A 20,119-nucleotide genomic window follows, 5' to 3' on the forward strand; every position below is an offset into this window, starting at 1 on the left:
TTGTCACTGTCTTGTGTGGAGTGTTGTTCGGAACTGGGGTTCTGCTCAGCATCTTCGCTCTTGTGCCCTCGTCTCCGATGCACTCCCGCGAGGAGACAGCGCACGAACGGCACGCTGCGGTGAAGCCGTGGATGCTCCGGTGGTGGCGGCGCGGCGTGCTCGCCGTGCTGGTGGCGGCGGTGGTGTGGTGGGGGACCGGGTGGCCGGTGGCCGCCGCAGCCGCCATCGCAGCCGTCATGGGCCTGCCCGTCGTACTGGCCTCCCGCGGCGCGCGAGAGGCCATCGTGCTGCAGGAAGCCCTCGCGGTGTGGACCAGGCGCGTCGGGGACCTGCTGACCTCGGGCGCCGGAGGCTTGCACCACGCCGTCGCGCGCTCCGCCGACACCGCCCCCGAACCGCTGGCCGCACCGGTTCGGCGTCTGGCGGACCGGCTGCGCACCGACAACCCGGAGACAGCGCTGCGGGCCTTCGCCGCGGAGTTCAGTGATCCGGTGGTGGATGAGGTCGTGCTGGCGCTGCTGTTGCGCCTGCGGACCGGTGGACGTGGATTGGTGGAGATCCTGCACGCCCAAGCCGCCGCGCTGCGCGCCCGCGCCGCCGCGACCCGCGAAGTCGAGGCCGACCGCGCCAAACCCCGCACGACCGTGCGCACCCTCGTGGCCATCACCACCGCCATGGTCGTCGGGCTGGTGCTCTTCGCCCGCGAATTCCTCACCCCCTTCAACACCTGGACCGGGCAAGGCGTTCTGGCCGTCGTGGCAAGCATTTTCGCGTTGTCACTATGGCGAATGCACCAGCTCTCCACACTGCCCACCAGGCCCCGCTACCTCAACGACGGGCAACCCTCATGAACACCGCACTCACACTGGCCGCCGGACTGGGTATCGTCCTCGGAACCGGCCTCACCCTCGGACTGCGCGCGATCGCCGGACCCGCGCCGATGGACGTATCCGCCGCGCTCGACCACCTCGCCACCCGGACCACCGCCTCCACCCCTGCAACCGGGTGGCGGGCCTGGCGAGCGCGCCTGGTGACCTACGCCACCGACCGCGCCGACCACGCCCGGCACCCCTGGCTAGGCATCCCCACCCACGACCTCGGCCTTCTCGAACGCACTACTGCCGACTACATGACCACGCGGCTGCGGTGGGCCGTGAGCAGCCTCGCCGCCGCCACACTGCTCGCTGTTTCCCTCGCGGTCGCGGGCGTGCCGGTCGGGGTATCGGTGGGGCTCGTCGCCGCCGGCGGACTCGTGGGCGCCGTGGTGCCGGTCTCACGCCTCCGCGACCAGGCCGCGGTGGCACGAGAGGACGCGAAGCGGGCACTGGCCGTCTACCTGGACCTCGTGGCCCAGCAGCGCACTGCCGGCCACGCGCCCGGCCCGGCGTTGCGCGAGGCCGCCGCAGTCGGCGACCACTGGCTACTGACCCGGCTGCATCGCACCCTCACTCACGCCGAGCACAGTGGACACTCACCGTGGGACGCACTCCGCGCACTCGGCACCACGATCCGGCTGCCGGAGTTGGCGGCGGTGGCGGACCTGGCGGCGACCGCCGCGGACGGTGCGGCGATCTACACCAGCCTGACCACCCACGCCGCCAGCCTTCGCACCGCCGCGATCAGCACCGACAAGGCCGACGCCAACACCCGCACCGAACGCCTCACCCTGCCGGTCACCCTGCTCATGCTCGGCATCCTCCTGCTGGTCCTCTACCCGGCCGTCACCCGACTCCTCGGCTAACCACCGCAAACCCAGTCCCATCGAATGCGAAAGAGGTCATCATGTCTGTCCTTCACCACCTCCACCGGAACGCCACGACCGCGCTACTACTGCTCTCGGCCTGGATAACGCTCGCCAGACAGAACGCCCAGCAGCGTTGGGGCCACGCCCGTTTCGACGACACCGGATCGGAGAGCACCGAAAAAGCCGTGCTCACCGCGATCGGACTGGCAGCCGCGCTCGGGCTCGGCGCCGCCATCACCGCAGTCGTCCAGAAATACCAAGGCCAAATCCACTAGCTTAATGGGGCGTCAGCGATGAAAACCCCTATGCGCCACACACATCCCCGCCAGGAATCTGGGGACCGGGATGCGGGGTCGGTGGCGGTGGAGCTGGCCGTGCTCGCGCCGCTGGCGCTGATCCTGCTCGTCACGGTCCTGCAGGCCGGGCTGTGGTGGCACACCCGCACCCTCTGCCACTCGGCCGCCCAACACGGCGTGCAGGCCGCCCGCACGGTCACCGGAACCACCGGTGACGCCCACACCGCCGCGACAAGCTTCCTCCACCGAGCCGGCGGCCTCGTGGGTGATCCGGTCGTCACCGCCAGCGTCGACGCCCGCCAGGTGCGCGTGCAGGTCGCGGCCACCGCACCGCGGATCCTGCCCATTCCCGGGCTCGAGCGCGTCGAGCAGGAAGCCCGCGCGGCCAAAGAACGCTTCACCGTCCCCGGGGAGATGCCGTGAGCCGCCGATTCTCTGATGTGGGCTCGGTCAGCGTGGAGCTGGCGATCCTGATGCCGATGCTGCTGGCGCTGGTAGTGCTGGTCATCGCAGGCGGGCGCATCGTGACCGCCGACCTTGCCGTGGAACACGCCGCGACAGCCGCCGCCCGGGCCGCCAGCCTGGCCCGCACTCCCGCCGCAGCCCATTCCAATGCAATCAGTGCTGGGACCCGCGCCCTTGCCGAGCGGAACCTCACCTGCGCCGGCCTCCAGGTGACCGCGGACACCGGCGGGTTCGGCCGCCCTGGGGCCCTGGGGATTGTCACGGTGACCCTGCGGTGCTCGGTGTCGCTGGCCGACCTCACCGGCATCCCGGGCCTGCCGGCCAGCATCCCGTTGCGCGCGGTGTTCACCAGTCCTGTCGACCCGTACCGGAGCCGGTCATGAGCCTCCACACCCGACACCCGGGCGATGCGGGATCAGTGAGCGTACTCGTTGCGGTCCTGGTGCCCTGCCTGCTGCTGGTGTTCGCGCTCCTCGTCGACGGCGCCGACCGGCTCCGCGTCCTGGCGCGCGCGGATGCCGTCGCAGCCGAAGCGGCCCGCGCCGCGCTCACAGCCCTCAACACCCGCGGCACCACCCTCAGCATCGACGCCCACACCGCCACCGCGGCCGCGCGGCGATACCTCGCTGACACCAGCCACACCGGCACAGTCACCCTGGATAGCGCCACGACCGTGCGCGTCACGGTCACCTACTCCGAGCCCGCGAAGATCGGGCTGCTGTGGTCCACCCACACCGTCACCGGGCACTCCACCGCCGCACTCGCCACCGGCACCCACAGCGTGAGTGGCCTGTCATGAGCCGGGTGCGCATCGTCTTCGCCGGGCTCGGGATCCTCGCCCTGCTGGCCGGGATGCCGGTCATCCTGACCCTCACCGGCCGCCTCGTCACCATTCCCAACCTGACCTGGCCGGCGCTGGACACCTCGTACTGGGCGCCGCCGATCCGCGACCAACTCACGGTCTGGGCCGAAGACACCTGGCACACCCTGCGCCTAGACCTCCGCGCCGACGGTGCGCTCCTGCTCGTCATCCTCACCACCGGGTGGATCACCTGGGCGTGCCTGATGTGGTGGACCCTCAGCGACCTCTTTCTCCTTTTGCGTTACGGAACTCGCGTCCTACGGGAACGCCTTCCACAATCCGGGCCCCGTGGGTGGATCGCCGCTGTGCTCGCGAGCATGGTGATCTCCCTGAGCGGGCCGCCCGCCTCCGCGGCACCCGCAGCCGATCGGGCCGCGGTCACCGCACCACAGCATCCCTCCGGTGGTGTCCTGCCCGTCCCCAGCAGGGACACCACAACGCTGGGTTCGGGCGGCTACGCCGACCCCACGCCGCCGCCCGAACCCAGCACCCCCACCACCGTCGACGACACCGTGCGCCCAGACTGCCCCCGCTACCGCGTCGCCCGCGGCGACACCCTCTGGGGCCTCGCCCAGCGCCACCTCACCAGCCCCCACCGCTGGAGGGAAATCCTCGACCTCAACGCCGACCGCGTCGGCGACCCCCGCCACCTCCAGCCAGGCTGGGTTCTCCTGCTACCACCTGATGCCGCCCAGGCGCCCACCCCGTCAGCCATCCCCGAGGACGCTCAGTGGGTCACGACCGCTCCCGGCGACACCCTCACCACCATCGCCGAACACCACCTCGGCAACGCCGATCGATGGGACGAGATCTTCCGGCTCAACGCCCACCACCCACAACCAGACGGACGTGTCCTACGCGACCCCGACCTGATCTTCTCCGGCTGGCAGCTCGCCCTCCCCACCACCGAAAGTCACCGTCGCACCCAGCCGCACATCAGCCCAGAGGTCGCGGCTGCGCAAACCGATCCCAAGACTCAGCCGGAACCAGCACCTGACCGGCAAAAGCCCTCAGGACGCGCCGTCACCACAACCTCTGGCACCGCACTCTCCGTTGGTAGCAGCGGGCTCGTGGCCACAAGTCTGGCCGCTGCCGTGGCACTGGGCCTGCTCGTGCGCCGCCGACGCCGGATGCGGGCATACAGGCCGGGAAGTGGCGATCGCCCTCCGCTGCCGACTCTCGCACCATCCGTGCACGCGCTGCGCTTGGCGTTCGACGGAGCTCAGCCTTCGACTCGCCATGCCGGCCACGTCGAGACCGAGCCGATCACGTCTTCGCCCGAGAGCGGTCCGGGCATTTCCGGGGCTGGCCCGTCAGCGCGGGACATCGAGGTCGGAGTTCGTGACGGCCAGGCTCGTGCTCTTGACCTCGCCGCCGTCCACGGGCTGGGCCTGACTGGTCCTGGCGCCGAGGCCGCCGCACGCGCCCTCCTGGTTCAGCTTCTTGCCACCACGAACGCCACCATCGTCATTCCCGATCGTGACGCCCGCTCGCTGATCTCGGATGGCTTGCCCACCTCACCGCGTCTGCGCATCACCGAGGACCTGACCGAAGCAACCACGTACCTTGCCAATCACCAAGAAACCGCCGACGACACACGCAAGCGGGGGAAGCTGGAGCTCGTGCTGGTCGCCGGCGCCGAACGGCAATGCCAACGGCTGCAGGTGCTTCTCGACAACGGCACCGCACATGGCATCGCGGGGATCCTGCTAGGTAGCTGGGAGACCGCAGCCACCGTGTGCGTGCTGGCAGACGGACTCGTCTCCGCAACAAGCCCAGCCGTCGACGAGCTGCGCGGTGCTCGCCTGTTCCACCTCAACGCCACCGACACCCGCGCTCTCATCGACCTGCTCGCCGACACCACGACGGTCCACCCGAACAACGACACCAAGCACATAGAGCAGGAGATCACGGCTAAGCACGCGGCCGGAGGCGGCGCTCGCGCGGTCGACACCCACGACGACAGCAGTGCTGACGGCGCGGACGACCATGCAGAATCGCCTTCGAACAGCAGAGAGGACCACGAACAGAACACCACTGAGATGGTCACCGCTGCCGAACGGGCCGATCCCGTAAACACACACGCCGACCAGGACGATCGCCCTGTGACGCTCGGGGTATTCGGCCCAATCACACTGACCTGGCATACGTCGGACGGCGAGAACCACGACCTCACCCAAGCCTTGGCCCCCAAACACAAAGCCCTGCTGGTGTTCCTCGCCCTACATCCCAACGGCACAACCCGCGCGGCACTCCGTGAAGCCCTCTGGCCGGATTCCCGCGGTCACCGCCCCTATAACGCGTTCTACGCAAGTCTCTCCCAGATCCGCAAGGCCCTCTCGGAAGCCAGCGATGACCACGCTGCTGACGTGATCGTTCAGCACGAGGAGACGGTCGCACTCAACACAGACCGCGTGGACGTCGACTACTGGCAGCTGCGCCACGCCGAACATGATCGCAACATCGCGACCACCGCAGAGCAACGAATGGAAGCGTGGTCACGCATCGCGGCCACTTACCGCGGAGAACTCGCCGACGGAATGTCCGCGCTGTGGCTGGACGGGCCCCGCGAAGACGCCCACCGCACCGTCCTCGACGCTCTCGCCGGCATGGCCGCCCACTACCGTGGACGCGACCCTCACCGACGACTCCAGCTCCTCGAACACGCACGCCTGCTCAACCCCGAAAATGAAGCCATCTACCGCGACATCATGCGCGTCCAAGCCGAACTCGGACTCACCGACGCCATCAGCCGCACCGTCCACCTACTTGCCACCAACCTCGCCGAAATCGGCGAGCGACCAAACCCCAGCACACTAACGCTCGCCCGAACACTGCAGAACCGACACCAGCAAACAGTGCCCTAAAGGAGTTCCGAGACGCCTCTAGCATTGGGACACCACACGCCACTTAGATGAGAGAAACCTATTCGCAATGGTCTATTATTCTTCAGCGCCCCACGAAACGCGGACGAGACAATGTCGTAACTAAATCTCACCATCAGCATCCTTGAAAGCGCGAACGTCCATCACCATCAGCACACCAGCCCGAAACTTCTTGTTGGCGTTCACGTTGCCTCAAAAATCCCACAGCATCATCACGTTATCAATTCGCGCCAGCCGATGAGCAGAAACCTTTGGTCGACTCATCGGCCTAATCATGTGCCCGCCCATGCGCCCGTCCACCTACTTCTTAACCAGGAAGTAACGCCGCGTCGCGTTGTCGCTGGTCGCGGCGCCGCCGCCCCTACCTCTCCCCACCCAGCCTCGGTACCCCACGGGAACCTGTTGACGACTGAAGAAAAAAGAGGCAGCAAATAGTTCTCGAACAACGAAAGTAGACGGCAACATAGGCATCATTATTTGACGACTCTCTGCCGGCCAGATCCGATCCGACACGATGATCACGAGCCAGGCGGCGACTCTGCGCGCTGATTAACCTGGCAACCCGAGCAGCATCGAGCGCAGCCGTCACCATTCAATTCCCCGCCCTGGCGACGCCTGTCAATAACCCAAAAGAGCCATTTTTCTTCCCTTTTCGGTTCTCCCGCTCGGCGCGTTAGCAGGCCTGCACGGACACTCCACGCACCTGCACCCGGCTGCAATTTCGGTCGCACTTGCCCTCATGAACTCCAGGCGGGGCACCTGAGATCTTCTCGCATAGTGCTACCCCAACCGCGAGCGCCATTCGCTTTCTGCACGCCAGGTTACGAACATATAACGGGAGCGATTCCAACTTGTGCAGTGTCCTAGTTCGATGTGTAATAGACATGTCAACAGGACAGAGGCGGTGGGAGTTGACGAGGACCAGGGCACGATGCTCTGCGAGTCAATTCCACTGCGGAGTTCCTGAATGGCATAACGACTGCTTCGGGCAGTCATGCGGCCCGCATGGGCCGTGCGATAACAGAGCGACTAGCCCACGTTCCCGGCGTGATCCGCGCTTGTGAGTGCTAGGTGTGCTTGCGCCACCCGTCCACGGGTGGAATGCCGCCCCTAAGCGCATAAGCCAGCATCAGCGAGCCGGGTCCGATAAGAGGTCAACGGACGCGCAGAGCGTCCACCGCGTGAGCGGGACAGATTAATGGGGCTGGCCGACGTGCCAATTTTCGGCACGGAAAAGCGTGGCCGGTGTGGGCACCGTGACCATGCGCTAAAGCGCCGCACCCGTGGGGATACCTAGGCGAGCGTGATTCACGCCAAGACCCTAGTGACAACGTCGTGATCCGAAGGATGACAGGAATGCAGCGGGGGCGGATAGCACCGGCCTAGTGACAGTAGGCCAACAAACATCGCAACAGGAGTATCGCATGGCAGAGAAGCAAACGGGCATCTCTTCGCGCGCTAGCCAATGGCCATGCGGCGCACCTGAACTGATGGCGCGGCTCGGAAAGTGTTGAGAGCCATCCCACATGCACGATTAGCAGGTCCAAGGAGAGGGTTCGCAGAACGTTCGCGAAACCTTCCTCCGCATGGTCAATCTTGCATCGTGGGGTGTACGGGTTCACGCCCCGTTCGCGTCACTGCGCGCGTCGACAATTGAGCGTCGCGCACGTAAAGGCGAGCCCTGACAGGGAATTCCGGTCCCTGCCAGAGCTCTTGACATACCAGAGAGGTAGCTCTGTTATGCCCGCCACCATTATAGATGACCGTACCGAGTGTGATCAATGCGGTGATCAGGTCTCAGAAACGTGCTTGGTGGATAGCTCCACCATGTGCGCGGTTTGCGCCGATGATTACCTGGTCTGTGAGTACTGCGATCGACGTTCGGAAGATACGTTCGAGACGATAGACGGCGGCAATATTTGCGCCCACTGTGCCCGAATGGTCTACATGCGGTGCGATCACTGTGGTCTATTCGCCCGCGACCTTCGGTGGACCACCGACGGAACCGACGTGTGCGATTCGTGCGCGGCCGACTTCTGGGATTGCGAGGGATGCGGAGACCTGACGCGCTACGCATCCCTCTGCGAGGCATGCGAAAGGGACGACAACGACAGCTCCGATTTGATCGAACGCTACTCGTACAAACCCGCACCGAGGTTTCACGGCCACGGTCCAGTCTTTCTTGGTCTAGAGCTGGAGATCAACACCCCGAGCGGCGAAAAGCGGGACTGCGCCGAAATGGCATTGCGCCACGTGGGCAGTCTGGGATACCTCAAAGAGGATTGTTCAATAGACTGTGGTTTCGAGATCGTGACACATCCAATGTCCTACGCCTGGGCAATGGACCATTTCCCCTGGCGAATGCTCTCTGATCTCGCAGACGATGGAGCCGATGGTTTCGAAAACGGCATGCACGTCCATATCAGCCGTGATGCTTTTGATTCACCGTCCCATGTGTACCGCTGGATGAAATTTCTACACAGGAACGCGAAGCAAGTAACAACTCTTGCGCGCCGCACCTCGGAGCAGTGGGCAGCCTTTTACGAGTCCGATCGAAGGAATATCAAGGACTATGCCAAGGGCTTCAAAGGTGATCGATACCGTGCGATCAACACGCAAAATGATCACACATTCGAGCTTCGTGTTTTCGCTAGCACGGTGGAGCCGCGTGAAGTAAAAGCAGCGTTGGGGTTGTCGGCGGCATCGGTGGAGTATACGCGAACTCTCCGTGTCTCGGATGTCGTACACCGTGGCGGGTGGACTTGGCGTGCTTTCGTGTCATGGCTCCGCGACCACGCCGAGTATGCGCCGCTTTCGAGCGAGCTTGAGGAGCTGGCATGTGCCTCCTGACTTACTACCCGCAGGGTGCGGCACCGCAAACGGACGCACTTTTGAACGGCGCGCAGCTCAACAACGATGGTCACGGTTTTGCCATTGTTGCAGACAATCGAATCGTGGCCCGGCGCGGCATGGATCCCGAACAGCTAGTGGCATCCTTCGAACGCATGCGCAAGAAGAACCTCGACGGCCCCGCATTGTTTCACAGTCGCCTCAGCACACACGGCTCTATCGGAGTCCAGAACTGTCACCCATTCTTCGTGGGAGGCGATCGACGTACTGTCGTTGCACATAACGGCATCCTGCCAAAAGAAGTGCACCCCCAAAGAGGAGACAGTAGATCCGACACTCGCGTTGCCGCTGAAGATTTTCTGCCGAACAGTCCGTTCGGGTCATTCGCCACCCGGGCGGGACGACGACGCCTGACTCAATGGCTGGGCAGAGGGAACAAGCTCGCGATCTTGACAGTTGATCCACGCTATCGAAAAAATTCCTACCTCTTGAACGAGGAGTGCGGAATCTGGGACGACGGCGTCTGGTATTCAAACCTGAGCTATCTCGATCCATTCGACGAGTTCGGCGACGGGTGTCCGCTTTGCGAGTCTGCCGCAGAGATGATTGACATCTACGGGTTCTGCGAGATTTGCGGCTGCTGCGTGGACTGCGAAGAATACGTGGAGTCGTGCGGCTGCTATGTGCCTGCCGCGCAGGCCCGTGTGTAGAGATTTCCAGAAAGGCGCGGACGTGCAGTTTTGGCGCTGGGCAACCCTGCGGTTTTGTCCAGCGCCTTCTGTCACGGAGAAGTGCTTTGGAAGCCGGAAGGGCATGACAGTGATGAAGGTGGACGCCTTCGAAAGTTGCAAAGAGCGCGCGAAAGAGTTGGGTCAACAACACGGCAAGGCGCAGGCGACGTGGCTGGTGGATATGAACGCAAGCGCCGAATCGGCGCGGCGGGCACTCCGGATGTACGAGGACGATGACCCGGGTTTCTTCGATGTCTTCGATCCCCACGTTCCGTTGTCCGGCGAGTACGCTGACGACTACAGCACCGCAGAACTGTTCGAAGAGTGCGGTTACTACAGATCGGGCCTCCACCAAAGCGACGTTGTAGCGGCTGTGGAGGCTGAAGCGGAGTTGGCCGACGCCTACGAATTCGAGTACTTCGTTGCCTGCGCTGACGAAGTGGTGCGGCTGCTGGGCATTCTGGCGGAGACATAAAAGCCCTGGGGTCATTAAGGATTCGCAGCGGGTCACCGGTGGCGACAAGGCCGGAAGCCGCAGAAAGCAGGAGCAATGTCTGAGCATCCACGCTACCGGCGGGAGGGCAACTCCCACGTTCCCGACGATCTTCCGGAAGAAGGCGACCGCTGCAAATACTGCGGACACTCCATCACATGGATCGGCCCAGGCCAGTACGACTGGGAGCTTGCCGACGAGGGACCGGAGACGAACCGAACAGCCGCGACTCACAACAAAGGTGCGGCACCGACAGGCCTGAGGAGCCGAGGACGACACCTGGAAGCGGAGGAAACAGCATGACCGACACGAACACGCGCCTCGTCTACGGCTCCAGCCTGGAGCCAGGGCACATGATGTGGGTGAACAACCAGCACGGCTGGAGTGTGGTGCTCAACGCCGCGCCATCGGCCGACGACCAGGGTCGGCGGGTCTTTGAGGTTCAGTGTGCAGACGGTGAGGTGCGTACCTTCCGGCGTTCCGACCGAGGAATGGTCAAGGTACGGCGGCCGGGGCCGGTGACGCGTCGCTTGGCGGAGGCGGTGCTGGCCGAAGTCAAGAAGGCTTGGCGGTCGAGCATGCCAGAGGACGGACCGACCCTCCGGGACTACACGCATGGAGAGGTCAGCTCGCCAGGCTCCTGGTCGATCGACTGGGAGGATGTCGATGCCCCCTATAACTGGCCGTGGCTGTTCACCGACCGCCAGCACGCCGAACGGACCGTGCCCCTCGGAGTACACCTGGAAGCGATCAGCGGCGTGGTCCTCGGGATCTACCCGAATGAGACGCCATGAGCACTCGCTGCCCCAAGCTGCCAGCAATACACCCGCTCGCTGGGGCGTGTGCGGTTTCTTAGCTCCGCGAAAACCGAAAGGAATGACCGACATGGCAGCCGCGACGTACCGAGTGACTGACGCGGACGGCAGGGAGATCCAGGCCGGCGACCAGGTGACGAGTTTCCGCGGGGAGACTGCGATCTTCGTCCGTGTCACGCGAGGCACGGCGTACAACGGCACGGCGAGGGTCTCGGTGCGCTGGTCGGACGGATTCGAGCACGACTACTACGACCGAGTGTTCAACCTGACGGTGTCGACGATCAAGGACCAACCGCTGACAGCGGGAGTACCCGGAGAAATCTCCGACTAGCTGGCGACGGCATCGTCAACATGGACATCGACCGCAGCAAGGGCTCGGGAACGGCTCGCCATGGCGAGCCCAGTCAAGAAGGTTCGTCACGGTGGGCAATGGGCGGTCACGGCCTCCCCTGCGGACCTGTGAAACTCGGCGATCGCATGGACAGTGTTGCCGACGTCGTCGCTGTGAAGCCGCCAACGGAACGCGCCCAAGACGATCGCCACCACCAATTCCAGGCCTGCCGGACGGCACTCCGACAGATCAGCGCGGCGCCCGGCGAGCACTTCCCGAACATATGAATCCGCAAGGCATGAAGGTTCCCCGGCAGCTGGTGCCCTGACATCCGGCCTTGATCGCTTTCCTGCGCACTAGTGATCCTCGTGGCATCGGAGTTACTAGGCCGCTGACTGCCGATCCCACTGCACTGACCGAGAAGCTTCTGGGGCCACTGATTTCCGTGTTCGGCCCCTTCGACAAGGAAGCACACGAAAGTGAAGCTCTGCACAGGAACACAACAATGACCGACACAACCGTTCCTCCGATTCCGGCGTGGCTAGCACATCTTCCGACCGTCGGCGGCTTGGTAGTCCCGTGGATCACCCCTCGTACCGCAGACGGCCGATACCTCTTCGGGTCCGTAGACCGGACTCGCATGAGAGATGCCCTTCGGCGCGGATGGTGCGGAGTGTGTGGCCAACAGCTAGGCGACCGCCTCGTACTGTTGATGCGACTGTCCAATCTGCCGCGCCAGTGCACCAACGAACCGGCTCTGCATCCCCAGTGCGCCGCATACACCGTCACGACTTGTCCAATGGTCGGTGGACGTCTCACTCACTACCGGGCAACCCTGCCACAGCTCGACTCGACCATGATGCCGGCACCGGACGCAACGGCGCGCCATGGCGCACCAGCCGAGCCGTGGTTCGCCGTATGGCTAACCACGTACCAGGTCGTCACCAATCACGGCCACCTCATGGCGTCCTACGCCGACAACCGGCCCCTACGGATCAAGCCGATCACCTGGCGGCTTTTCGGGCTCTTCTGACGCAGCGTCCCGCCTAGCTGAGTTGACCACACCGCCACCACGCTAGGGCGACGACACCTCTACGACATCCCAGCCCTCGTCACATCCACTGCGTCCGTGGGTGAACATGACCTGCTTCGCACGGGTTCGGACCCAGCCGCCGCTCACCGACGCGTCACACCCTCAACCCGCTTGCGTCGTCCAGTTTCGCTGGCTCCGCATGAAGATCTGCACACCACTGGCTCGCAATCTTTCACCGCGCCGGCCCACCCGCTTGTGGTGGTGTGCCCCGGGGATCGCGTTTTGGCAGGCCGGTGAGGACACGGAGCCGCGTGCAGCAACGCAGCATCCAACACACCGCACTAGGCGAGAAACCGTATCTGATCGGAAAAATCACATTGAGTAGCAATGAGTTTGACTGGATCCGTATCGAGCACAGGAGATGGCCGCAATGGATGAGCTGACCAGGATCAGCGCCTACACCCAAGATGGACAGCCGGTCCAGTCCTTCTTTTTCAACGGAATCGAGGTCATTCTGCGCAGGGATATCCAGGTCACCCCGGATGACCAGCTGCTGCGCCACGACACAGACGGCTTTCGACGGAGGATGCAGGACGCGATGCGTGAGCTGCCGCCCTCGGCCGCGATCAGGCTCGGCCGATGGACAGAAGAAACGATCGAGCTGGGAGGCGTCCGTGGGGGGTTCTGAAGATCGTTCGCTACTGGCGTGGGCCGACGAGCCGGTCGACGGCGCGCCGATGTCCGCGGTGAAGGCGATTCTTGCGCGGCCGACCGACTTGCACCCGCGACTACGGCCCGACGACCCCAAGAACGTGCAGCACGACAACACGCTGCGTGCGCAGTGGGCAGCGCACGCACTAGCTGCCCGAATTGAGCAAGTGCATGGGTCGGATGACCAACCGCTCGAAACCGTGGTTGAGGATCTGGTGGCCGATCTATGGCACTTCTGCGACGCATTCGGCATCAACTTCGAAGAGATCATCGAGAAGGGAGCGGAGCGACACGCAGACGAAGCAGCCGGCGAAATATGAGCCCCAGTGTCTACGTGCTAGCCCTGAACCAGCTAGCAACCGAGATGTCGCCAAATATCGGGAGCTCGGCGCTGCAGGTGGCCCCGTATTTCCTGCCAATGCTGGCACCCCTGGGAGAAGCGGGTGTGACGCAACCCGCTGATTTCACGCCACACGACAATACCCTGGAGTGAACGATGCCGAGGTACACCGTCACCGGTCTACGTAACCAGACGACGAAAGCCGTTCTCATTTCGGCCGTCTTTGACGGCCGCCCAAGGGAGGTTTCAACACGAACCAGATCCGGAGACTGGGGCCAGTGGACCCGATTCGCCGAAGTCGTCGACGCCGCAAACCCCACCCGAGCCGAAGCGACTGTCAACGCTCACTTCATCAAGCGCTGACAGTCGTAGCGTTGCTTGTCCCATCGTCGAGCGCCACGATCGTCCACCCGGCGCAGCCGGTAGACGGTCGTGGCGGTTCGCTGGCTTCCAGATTTGCGGCACTACGCGGCGACCTGCTTCAGCAGGAAGTCCTGCTCCCTACAGGGAATGCCCGATGAGATTTCTACCCATCTCCAACTGTCTCGTCACAAGGAGCGCCGGTCTTCCTAGCCTCACCGGGCATTCGCCGGACGACGGCTGGCTTTGTCAATACATTGGGCGCTGGACTTCTGATTCCTGGAACTGCTCACCAAACCGCGCGAGAAGAGCGTCACCATGCCATTCCCCCACAACGACGATCAGGTCGTCAACTACAGAGTCACCGATGCCGTCGACCTCAACCGACTCGTACCCGGCGCACGGGCGTACCGCTACGCCTCCGTCACATCCGTCGGCCAGCTCGACGTGATCGTGCTGTGCTGCGGCCGGATCTCGCGGCTCAGCGGCGATTTCGTGCACGCCGTCCATCTGGCCTTGTGTACCAACTGCGCATTGACATACGACGTGCGCGTAATCGACGAAAACGACGGTGGCTTCGTCGCCCAGTTCATCGTCCGTGACGAGCGGCCCGTCGTGGCCCGGCGACGCAGCGACCACTGGCTTGCCCGCCAGTACCAGAGCTGCTGACTCTGCAGCAAATCCTTACCCACGGCTCGGACACTCGCCACCCGGCCGTCGCAGGCATGTCGCGAGCCCGGCGGACTCGTTGGGCCGGTGGTTCATGGCGTCAGGTGCCTTCTTGCACTCCGGTGATTCCCGGTGGGCTGAGTTGGTCGGCCACCTGCTGCCGATCCCACTGCACGACCGCGCCGAGTAAGCAGGATCCTGCGCCTCCCTTTCCTTCTCGCTTACACGGGCTCCGCCGACACGGGTTTCCCATCGGCGTCCTGTTTCGTCCTTATTCGCTTCGTAACAAGGAGCGCCACCCCATGACCATCACCGACGCTCTTGCCGCTCGTGCATTTCTGCTGCGCGCCACCGAACCGCCCGCTCCAGCTGTCAGTGCGTTCGTCGTCGCACACGGCCCGGTGGAAGCGGTCGAACGCATCCGGTCCGGGGCTGCACCGCAGGCGGTCCTGCAGGAGATCTGCAACCGCCAGCCTCGTATCGTTGAGGACCTGGCGGCGATCGACGCCGGCCGATTCCGGCTGTTGACTCCGGACGATCCCGACTGGCCGCATGGTGGGTTCCACAGCCTGTCGGAGCACGGCCTCGGTGCTCCCCTAGGTCTCTGGGTTCGTGGCAACGCCGGCCTGGCTGAAAGCACATGTGCGGCCGTGTCCGTGGTAGGCAGCCGCGCGGCCACCGGCTACGGCGAACACGTCGCCAAGACCCTTGGCATGGATCTGTCCCGGTCAGGTGTCACCGTCCTGGCCAGCGGTGCCTACGGCATCGACGGCCATGCCCATTGCGGCGCACTGCTCGGCCCCACACCTCCGATCGCGGTCCTGGCCTGCGGCGTCGACGTCGCCTACCCCCAGGGACATGCCCGGTTGCTGGATTCGGTCGCGCACAACGGACTGCTGATCAGCGAGTACCCCTTCGGTACGAGGCCCACTCGGCCCCGGTTCGCAGCCCGGGGCCGGCTGCTGGCAGCCCTCGGGGTGGCGACCGTCGTCGTAGAGGCCGGCCTCCGCAGCGGTGCTGTGGCCGTTGCCTATACCGCCGCGGCGCTGGGCGTCGCGTCTACGGCGTTCCCGGCCCGATCACCTCCGCCGCATCGACCGGCGTAACTGACCTGTTTCGGGCCGGCGTTGCCACTCCTGTCGCCGCAGCCGACCACATCACCCATCAGGAAGGCATCCGATGACCGAACACTTCGACCTGGCTGCCCACATCGAGCAGGCGGTGGCTAGCCTCGGCCTTCCGAAAGACTGGGACCTTCGTGTCGAGATCGGGCCCCGCCGTAGCACTCTCGGACTCGAACTCAAGCCGGGCGAACCAGTAAGGGTGCTGGCGCCGCCGCACGCCACCCCGGAACAAGTCGCGAATTTCGTCCGCGTTCGCCGGAGTTGGCTCGCGAAGAACATACCCGAAGCCCGGCAGCTCGCCCCAGATTTCGCGGTCAAGGAATTCGTCGATGGTGAGGAGTTCGCTCTGCTCGGCCGGACCTACCAGCTCCGGCTCACCGAGGACGGTACGCCTGCACGAACCGAGCGCGTGGTCCACGACCTGGGAGCCACGGACGTCCTCTACATTCCGCACACCCGGCTCGAGGCGAGCCGTAATGCGGTGATCACGCTCTACCGCGACCGTGGATTGACGTGGGCCAAGGAGCATGGTGAGCGGTACGAACGCCGCGGCGGCATCCAGGGCGTGCGATATGAAGTCCGCAGCCTCGGCCGTCGCCGCTGGGGCGCCTACAGCCCGGCCAAGCACCTCGTCAGCCTCCACTGGCCGGTATTCGGACTACCGCTCGAGCTGATCGAGTACGTTCTCGTTCACGAACTCGCCCACGCCACCCGCCCGTCGGGTCAGCCCCACGGGCCAGCCTGGCAACACCAGATGAACCTGTGGATGCCCGACTGGCGCCAGCGCAAGGAAGCATTGGCCCAGGCCGGTCGACGGGCCTGGATGGGCGACTGCCAACCGACCTGATCCGCCACAAGTGGCGAGGCAACGCGTCGCCCGGCCTCATCAGTGAAGCGACGGGCATCCTGCGTACAGCGCCGCGCACCTTATACAGGTGTCGGGTCCAACCATGCGTCCTGTTGAGAGGAGTGATAGACATGCATGGTAGACAGGCGACGACGACGAGGTTCGCTCGCCGCGGTGATCCCGATAGGTGGTGGCGTCCACGTGAGCCAGCCGGACGAAACGCCTAAGGAGGTCCTGCAGTTACGCGCTTGCAGATCCAAGCTCGATGGCATCAAGAGGGACCTACAGGAAGCTCGCGAGGAGCAAGCCGAGGTCGAGGCGAGGATCACCAACCTCCTCGCACGGCAACGCGAGGCGCGTAAGGAACGGCATCAAGCGGTTCTCGACGCTGACGCCGCTAAGATCCCGCGTTTGACGATCTCCAAGGAAGTCGGAATGCAGCGCAGCAACGTCTACAAGCTCCTGGAGGACGGAAACGCCTCCGATTCGTAGCTCTGAACGCTTTGCGCGAGTGTCCCGTATCGGTGGAGCAGAGGCCGACCAGTGCCGTGCTGTAGCGGTGTGCGGGCTCGGTACGGACGTCAGCCACATAGCGGTGATGCTGACTGTTGCCGGAAGAACGTGACCGGGTCGACGGGTTGGCTGTCGACTTCGACCTGGAAATGCAGGTGCGGGCCTGTTGATTCCCCGCGATCGCCGACCTCGGCAACGGGTTGTCCAGTGTGGACCCCTTGGCCTTTCTCGACGATGTTGCGGTTGTTGTGCCCGTAGGTGGTGACGACGCCGTTTGAGTGTTGTATGCGGATCCAGAGTCCGTAGCCACGGGCGGGGCCGGAGTCGATGACCGTGCCACTGCTGGCGGCAAGGATGGGTGTGCCTATCGGTGCGGCGATGTCTTGACCGCGATGAAACTCGCTACCTCGCCGACCGAAACCGGAGGTGCACTGCCCCTGCGCGGGAACGGTCCAGTTCCCGGAGGGCGTGCCGGTGCAGGCAGCATCATGGACGCTGCCGAGGAGTTGGCGCGCAGCGTGTTCGTGTTGGGCGTATTCGTGTGGAAATCCGGAGCGCTGGACGGCTTGTGCAGCATCGTTGATGGTCATCTTCTGCCAGCCGGGAACTGCGAGAAGATGCCGATAGAACTGGGTGGTGCTGTAGGTGCTGTTCATGACTTGGTCGGCGCCCCACCCTTGGGATGGGCGTTGCTGGAACAGTCCGAGGCTGTCTCGATCGCCGTGATCGAGGTTGCGCAGCCGGGATTCTTGGATCGCGGTCACGAGTGCGATCACCCAGCCGCGCTCTGGGACGTTCATCTGCTTCCCTATTGCGACGATGATTGCAGCGTTCGAGATCTGGTCCGGTCCGTACCCGTGGCTCGCCGTAGCTGAGTCGGTTGGAGTGCAGTTCGTAGAACCGCCACTGTTGAAGAGGGTGGCTGCGATTCCCAACAACGCGGCGGCAGCAAGCACGATCACTGCGATGGCGCCGACCAGCACCGTGGTGATGAGTTTGCGCATGCGCAGATCACCACGCTGGGGACCACGTCAGATCCCTGGCGTGCCAGGGTGGCATCGGTGCAGGTGGGCTCAGGCGCGGCTGCGATGTCGGCTCGATGGCCTCGGGGAGGGTGTTGCTGGCGGTTGCTGGCAGCGCCAGCTGCGGCCAGGCGGCGAGCAGCTCGATCAGCCGTCGGCGCCCGGCTCGAGAATTCCGTAGAGGCAACCACATCTCGGGGGATGCGCCTGCGCCGACGTGCTGCAGGTGTTGGGCATTGGTGGTCGCGATCGGTAGGTCGTGCGGCCTGGCATGGGTTTTCAGGTGCTCGGTCAGCAAGTTCCGCACGTGGGTTTCCCGTTGTGGAGTGGCGAAGTACGCCAGCAGCGGAGTGATGACGCGGGTGGTGGTGGCGAGTTCGAAGTAGCCGGGCAGTTTCGCTACGAAGCGGGACAACTGGTAGCTGCCGGTGTCCCACTCCAGGAACCATTCGATCTCACGGTCGCCTTCGCGCCAGCGGCCGTAGCCGTCGGGGCGGACGAGGTCGCCGAAATGGCGGGCGCAGCGGGCCTCGGACCACCATGCGGTCACTGCACAGTCATGCCTAGCGAGAGCGTCCGCGAGGAGTGTGGTGAAGAAGCTGTTCACGCCGTGCAGGTGAGCCAAGCGTAGTGAGTAGGCGATGCCGACGGAGCGTTCAGCGCGGAATTTGAGCTCGCGCGGTTCGAGGCCGTCCTCGTGGGCAAGGACATGGGCGCCGGCGGTGTCGAGGACGTAGTACATCGGCGCTCGTCCCCGTCCGATGTAGGGCTGGAAGCGGTCGAGCACGCGCCATTGGTAGAGCCGGCGCAGCCGGTGGTTGGCGGCGCGGCCGGACGGGAACGCGATCGCGGTGATCTGGTGTGTGGTCAGTACGCGGTGTTCGGCGAGCATGCGCGCGATCCACCGGTCGCGAGCGGTGAGGTGTGCGGCGATGGTGGCTTGATGTTCGGTGGACGCGGCCAGCCGTGAGCTGACGCGACCAGGTACCGGAGCGCGAAAATCACGTTGCGGTCTAATGGGTTCCAACATGCAGAGTCCTCCGAACGGGATCGCAGAGACGCACAGCGGCGCGCCGCCCAGTGATGCGGGGTTGCCTTGGGACTGGGTGTTTCAGCTCGCGCGGCGCGGGTCGAAGCCACTGGCGTCCGGCTCGTCGTCGTGTGCGCGGTCGGCACTGGAGGCCAGGGGGCGGGTGTGGCGTGCCGCTGCCTGACGGACCGTCTTGGCTCGCCCGCGGATAGCCGGCGGGAGCGGTTGGGTGGTGACTGTGAACGGTGGCGTTTCCTCGCCGTTGACGACCAGTCGGGTGGCGGCGTGGAAGGCGCCGAGGTGGGCTAGGTCGTGTTCGGAGATCCGGGGGGCGGTGTGGCGGGCGAGTTCGCGGGCGTCTTCCGGTGAGGCGTTGAAGAAGATTTTCGAGCGGGCGTTGGTGGAGATTCCTTCTTTGAGATCTCGTGGGAGTTGACTGAGATGCTGGTGCGCGAGCGTCATCGCGAGCCGGTAGCCACGGGCTTCGGCGAGCATGTCGTCCATGGCGTAGGGCAAGTTGAGGAAGTTGTGCGCTTCATCGACGTAAAGGGCTGCGTCCTGTCGGTGGCGTTGCGGCAGCTTCGCGCGGCCGGTGGTGGCTTGCCAGACACGCGCGACGATGAGCGAGCCCAACAACCGGGTGGTGTCTTCACCGAGGCTGCCTTTGGGGATACGCACCAGGCACAGGCCACCATCCAACACAGTAGATAGATCCACTGTGGAAGGACCTGCCGCGATGGCCTTGACCACGAACGGCCGCAACAAGAACGCCCGCAGTTTGTTCAGCAGCGGGGCGATGGACTGAGCGCGGGCGGCGTCGGAGAGCTGCTCATACCAGTTCCAGAATCCCCGCAGCGTCGGGTCATCCTTTAGAGTTCCTAACAGAATGATCACTTGTAGTGACTGGCATTCCCTGATGGTTGATCATGATCGTGTGAAGAAGGGTGAGCAGCCGCCATGGATCGTGTCCGACGAGCTGTGGGAGCGAATCGAGCCGT

The 20,119-nt window shown here is 64.5% G+C and carries 21 protein-coding genes and 1 pseudogene; 19 read left to right on the top strand and 3 right to left on the bottom strand.

The genetic code is table 11. The features are described 5' to 3' along the window. Nucleotides 1-77 precede the first annotated feature (77 nt). The 19 genes from E1288_RS32930 to E1288_RS33020 all read left to right on the top strand — a co-directional run bounded on the left by E1288_RS32930 (nucleotide 78) and on the right by E1288_RS33020 (nucleotide 17,048). Nucleotides 78-851 (top strand): type II secretion system F family protein, encoded by a 774-nt coding sequence (locus E1288_RS32930; protein ID WP_132492251.1) that lies wholly within the window; start codon nucleotides 78-80, stop codon nucleotides 849-851. Further along, entirely contained in the window at nucleotides 848-1,741 is an 894-nt protein-coding gene (locus tag E1288_RS32935) for a pilus assembly protein TadB (RefSeq protein ID WP_132492253.1), read from the top strand. Before E1288_RS32930 ends, E1288_RS32935 begins: the two co-directional genes overlap by 4 nt. A gap of 41 nt (nucleotides 1,742-1,782) precedes the next feature. After that, nucleotides 1,783-2,019, top strand: a complete 237-nt coding sequence (locus E1288_RS32940; RefSeq protein ID WP_132492255.1) for a hypothetical protein — start codon at nucleotides 1,783-1,785, stop codon at nucleotides 2,017-2,019. A 30-nt stretch (nucleotides 2,020-2,049) separates the two neighbouring features. Beyond that, nucleotides 2,050-2,463: a TadE family protein gene (locus tag E1288_RS32945; RefSeq protein ID WP_132492257.1), complete on the top strand. Its 414-nt coding sequence runs from the start codon at nucleotides 2,050-2,052 to the stop codon at nucleotides 2,461-2,463. Beyond that, on the top strand, nucleotides 2,460-2,888 hold the full coding sequence (locus E1288_RS32950; RefSeq protein ID WP_132492259.1) for a TadE family protein: 429 nt from the start codon (nucleotides 2,460-2,462) through the stop codon (nucleotides 2,886-2,888). Before E1288_RS32945 ends, E1288_RS32950 begins: the two co-directional genes overlap by 4 nt. Nucleotides 2,889-2,923: 35 nt before the next feature. Then, nucleotides 2,924-3,304: a hypothetical protein gene (locus tag E1288_RS32955; RefSeq protein ID WP_132492261.1), complete on the top strand. Its 381-nt coding sequence runs from the start codon at nucleotides 2,924-2,926 to the stop codon at nucleotides 3,302-3,304. A 5-nt stretch (nucleotides 3,305-3,309) separates the two neighbouring features. Continuing rightward, nucleotides 3,310-6,234, top strand: coding sequence for a LysM peptidoglycan-binding domain-containing protein (locus tag E1288_RS32960; RefSeq protein WP_165968388.1), 2,925 nt, complete (start codon nucleotides 3,310-3,312; stop codon nucleotides 6,232-6,234). Nucleotides 6,235-7,992: 1,758 nt separating this feature from the next. After that, on the top strand, nucleotides 7,993-9,102 hold the full coding sequence (locus E1288_RS32965) for a hypothetical protein (RefSeq protein ID WP_207954685.1): 1,110 nt from the start codon (nucleotides 7,993-7,995) through the stop codon (nucleotides 9,100-9,102). Next, complete coding sequence (locus tag E1288_RS32970) at nucleotides 9,090-9,812, top strand: class II glutamine amidotransferase (RefSeq protein ID WP_132492265.1); 723 nt, start codon at nucleotides 9,090-9,092, stop codon at nucleotides 9,810-9,812. The genes E1288_RS32965 and E1288_RS32970 overlap by 13 nt, the downstream gene beginning before the upstream one ends. 118 nt (nucleotides 9,813-9,930) lie before the next feature. Further along, on the top strand, nucleotides 9,931-10,308 hold the full coding sequence (locus tag E1288_RS32975; protein WP_132492267.1) for a hypothetical protein: 378 nt from the start codon (nucleotides 9,931-9,933) through the stop codon (nucleotides 10,306-10,308). Nucleotides 10,309-10,625: 317 nt separating this feature from the next. Continuing rightward, a complete protein-coding gene (locus E1288_RS32980) occupies nucleotides 10,626-11,120 on the top strand; it encodes a hypothetical protein (protein ID WP_132492269.1) in 495 nt (164 codons plus the stop codon). 91 nt (nucleotides 11,121-11,211) lie between these two features. After that, nucleotides 11,212-11,472, top strand: a complete 261-nt coding sequence (locus E1288_RS32985; RefSeq protein ID WP_132492271.1) for a hypothetical protein — start codon at nucleotides 11,212-11,214, stop codon at nucleotides 11,470-11,472. A gap of 712 nt (nucleotides 11,473-12,184) precedes the next feature. Then, entirely contained in the window at nucleotides 12,185-12,505 is a 321-nt protein-coding gene (locus tag E1288_RS49150) for a hypothetical protein (protein WP_235883964.1), read from the top strand. Nucleotides 12,506-12,935: 430 nt separating this feature from the next. Then, nucleotides 12,936-13,193, top strand: a complete 258-nt coding sequence (locus E1288_RS32995; RefSeq protein ID WP_132492275.1) for a hypothetical protein — start codon at nucleotides 12,936-12,938, stop codon at nucleotides 13,191-13,193. Continuing rightward, nucleotides 13,180-13,536, top strand: coding sequence for a hypothetical protein (locus E1288_RS33000; protein WP_132492277.1), 357 nt, complete (start codon nucleotides 13,180-13,182; stop codon nucleotides 13,534-13,536). Before E1288_RS32995 ends, E1288_RS33000 begins: the two co-directional genes overlap by 14 nt. A 698-nt stretch (nucleotides 13,537-14,234) precedes the next feature. Beyond that, complete coding sequence (locus E1288_RS33005; RefSeq protein ID WP_132492279.1) at nucleotides 14,235-14,585, top strand: hypothetical protein; 351 nt, start codon at nucleotides 14,235-14,237, stop codon at nucleotides 14,583-14,585. Nucleotides 14,586-14,887: 302 nt separating this feature from the next. Then, nucleotides 14,888-15,691, top strand: a complete 804-nt coding sequence (locus E1288_RS33010) for a DNA-processing protein DprA (RefSeq protein WP_165968389.1) — start codon at nucleotides 14,888-14,890, stop codon at nucleotides 15,689-15,691. 73 nt (nucleotides 15,692-15,764) lie between these two features. Then, on the top strand, nucleotides 15,765-16,556 hold the full coding sequence (locus E1288_RS33015) for a M48 family metallopeptidase (RefSeq protein ID WP_132492283.1): 792 nt from the start codon (nucleotides 15,765-15,767) through the stop codon (nucleotides 16,554-16,556). Between the two features lie 201 nt (nucleotides 16,557-16,757). Next, entirely contained in the window at nucleotides 16,758-17,048 is a 291-nt protein-coding gene (locus E1288_RS33020) for a hypothetical protein (protein ID WP_132492285.1), read from the top strand. Nucleotides 17,049-17,137: 89 nt separating this feature from the next. Here E1288_RS33020 and E1288_RS33025 read toward each other — a convergent pair whose 3' ends face one another. The 3 genes and pseudogenes from E1288_RS33025 to E1288_RS33035 all read right to left on the bottom strand — a co-directional run. Next, entirely contained in the window at nucleotides 17,138-18,073 is a 936-nt protein-coding gene (locus E1288_RS33025) for a M23 family metallopeptidase (protein WP_132492287.1), read from the bottom strand. A 7-nt stretch (nucleotides 18,074-18,080) separates the two neighbouring features. Continuing rightward, nucleotides 18,081-18,983, bottom strand: coding sequence for a replication-relaxation family protein (locus tag E1288_RS33030; RefSeq protein ID WP_235883965.1), 903 nt, complete (start codon nucleotides 18,981-18,983; stop codon nucleotides 18,081-18,083). A gap of 219 nt (nucleotides 18,984-19,202) precedes the next feature. After that, nucleotides 19,203-19,985, bottom strand: a pseudogene (locus E1288_RS33035) (TraM recognition domain-containing protein); the annotation flags it as partial. Nucleotides 19,986-20,119: the final 134 nt, after the last annotated feature.

The sequence above is a fragment of the Saccharopolyspora elongata genome (assembly GCF_004348985.1).
GTDB lineage: Bacteria > Actinomycetota > Actinomycetes > Mycobacteriales > Pseudonocardiaceae > Saccharopolyspora > Saccharopolyspora elongata.

Excerpts from the sequence above, each read along its gene's own strand:
- E1288_RS33025 (WP_132492287.1), bottom strand. The coding sequence starts at position 18,073 with ATGCGCAAACTCATCACCACGGTGCTGGTCGGCGCCATCGCAGTGATC.
- E1288_RS33005 (WP_132492279.1), top strand. The coding sequence starts at position 14,235 with ATGCCATTCCCCCACAACGACGATCAGGTCGTCAACTACAGAGTCACC.
- E1288_RS32965 (WP_207954685.1), top strand. The coding sequence starts at position 7,993 with ATGCCCGCCACCATTATAGATGACCGTACCGAGTGTGATCAATGCGGT.
- E1288_RS32985 (WP_132492271.1), top strand. The coding sequence starts at position 11,212 with ATGGCAGCCGCGACGTACCGAGTGACTGACGCGGACGGCAGGGAGATC.
- E1288_RS32980 (WP_132492269.1), top strand. The coding sequence starts at position 10,626 with ATGACCGACACGAACACGCGCCTCGTCTACGGCTCCAGCCTGGAGCCA.
- E1288_RS33030 (WP_235883965.1), bottom strand. The coding sequence starts at position 18,983 with ATGCTCGCCGAACACCGCGTACTGACCACACACCAGATCACCGCGATC.
- E1288_RS32995 (WP_132492275.1), top strand. The coding sequence starts at position 12,936 with ATGGATGAGCTGACCAGGATCAGCGCCTACACCCAAGATGGACAGCCG.
- E1288_RS49150 (WP_235883964.1), top strand. The coding sequence starts at position 12,185 with ATGCGACTGTCCAATCTGCCGCGCCAGTGCACCAACGAACCGGCTCTG.
- E1288_RS32945 (WP_132492257.1), top strand. The coding sequence starts at position 2,050 with ATGCGCCACACACATCCCCGCCAGGAATCTGGGGACCGGGATGCGGGG.
- E1288_RS32970 (WP_132492265.1), top strand. The coding sequence starts at position 9,090 with ATGTGCCTCCTGACTTACTACCCGCAGGGTGCGGCACCGCAAACGGAC.
- E1288_RS33015 (WP_132492283.1), top strand. The coding sequence starts at position 15,765 with ATGACCGAACACTTCGACCTGGCTGCCCACATCGAGCAGGCGGTGGCT.
- E1288_RS32930 (WP_132492251.1), top strand. The coding sequence starts at position 78 with ATGCACTCCCGCGAGGAGACAGCGCACGAACGGCACGCTGCGGTGAAG.
- E1288_RS32940 (WP_132492255.1), top strand. The coding sequence starts at position 1,783 with ATGTCTGTCCTTCACCACCTCCACCGGAACGCCACGACCGCGCTACTA.
- E1288_RS33010 (WP_165968389.1), top strand. The coding sequence starts at position 14,888 with ATGACCATCACCGACGCTCTTGCCGCTCGTGCATTTCTGCTGCGCGCC.
- E1288_RS32935 (WP_132492253.1), top strand. The coding sequence starts at position 848 with ATGAACACCGCACTCACACTGGCCGCCGGACTGGGTATCGTCCTCGGA.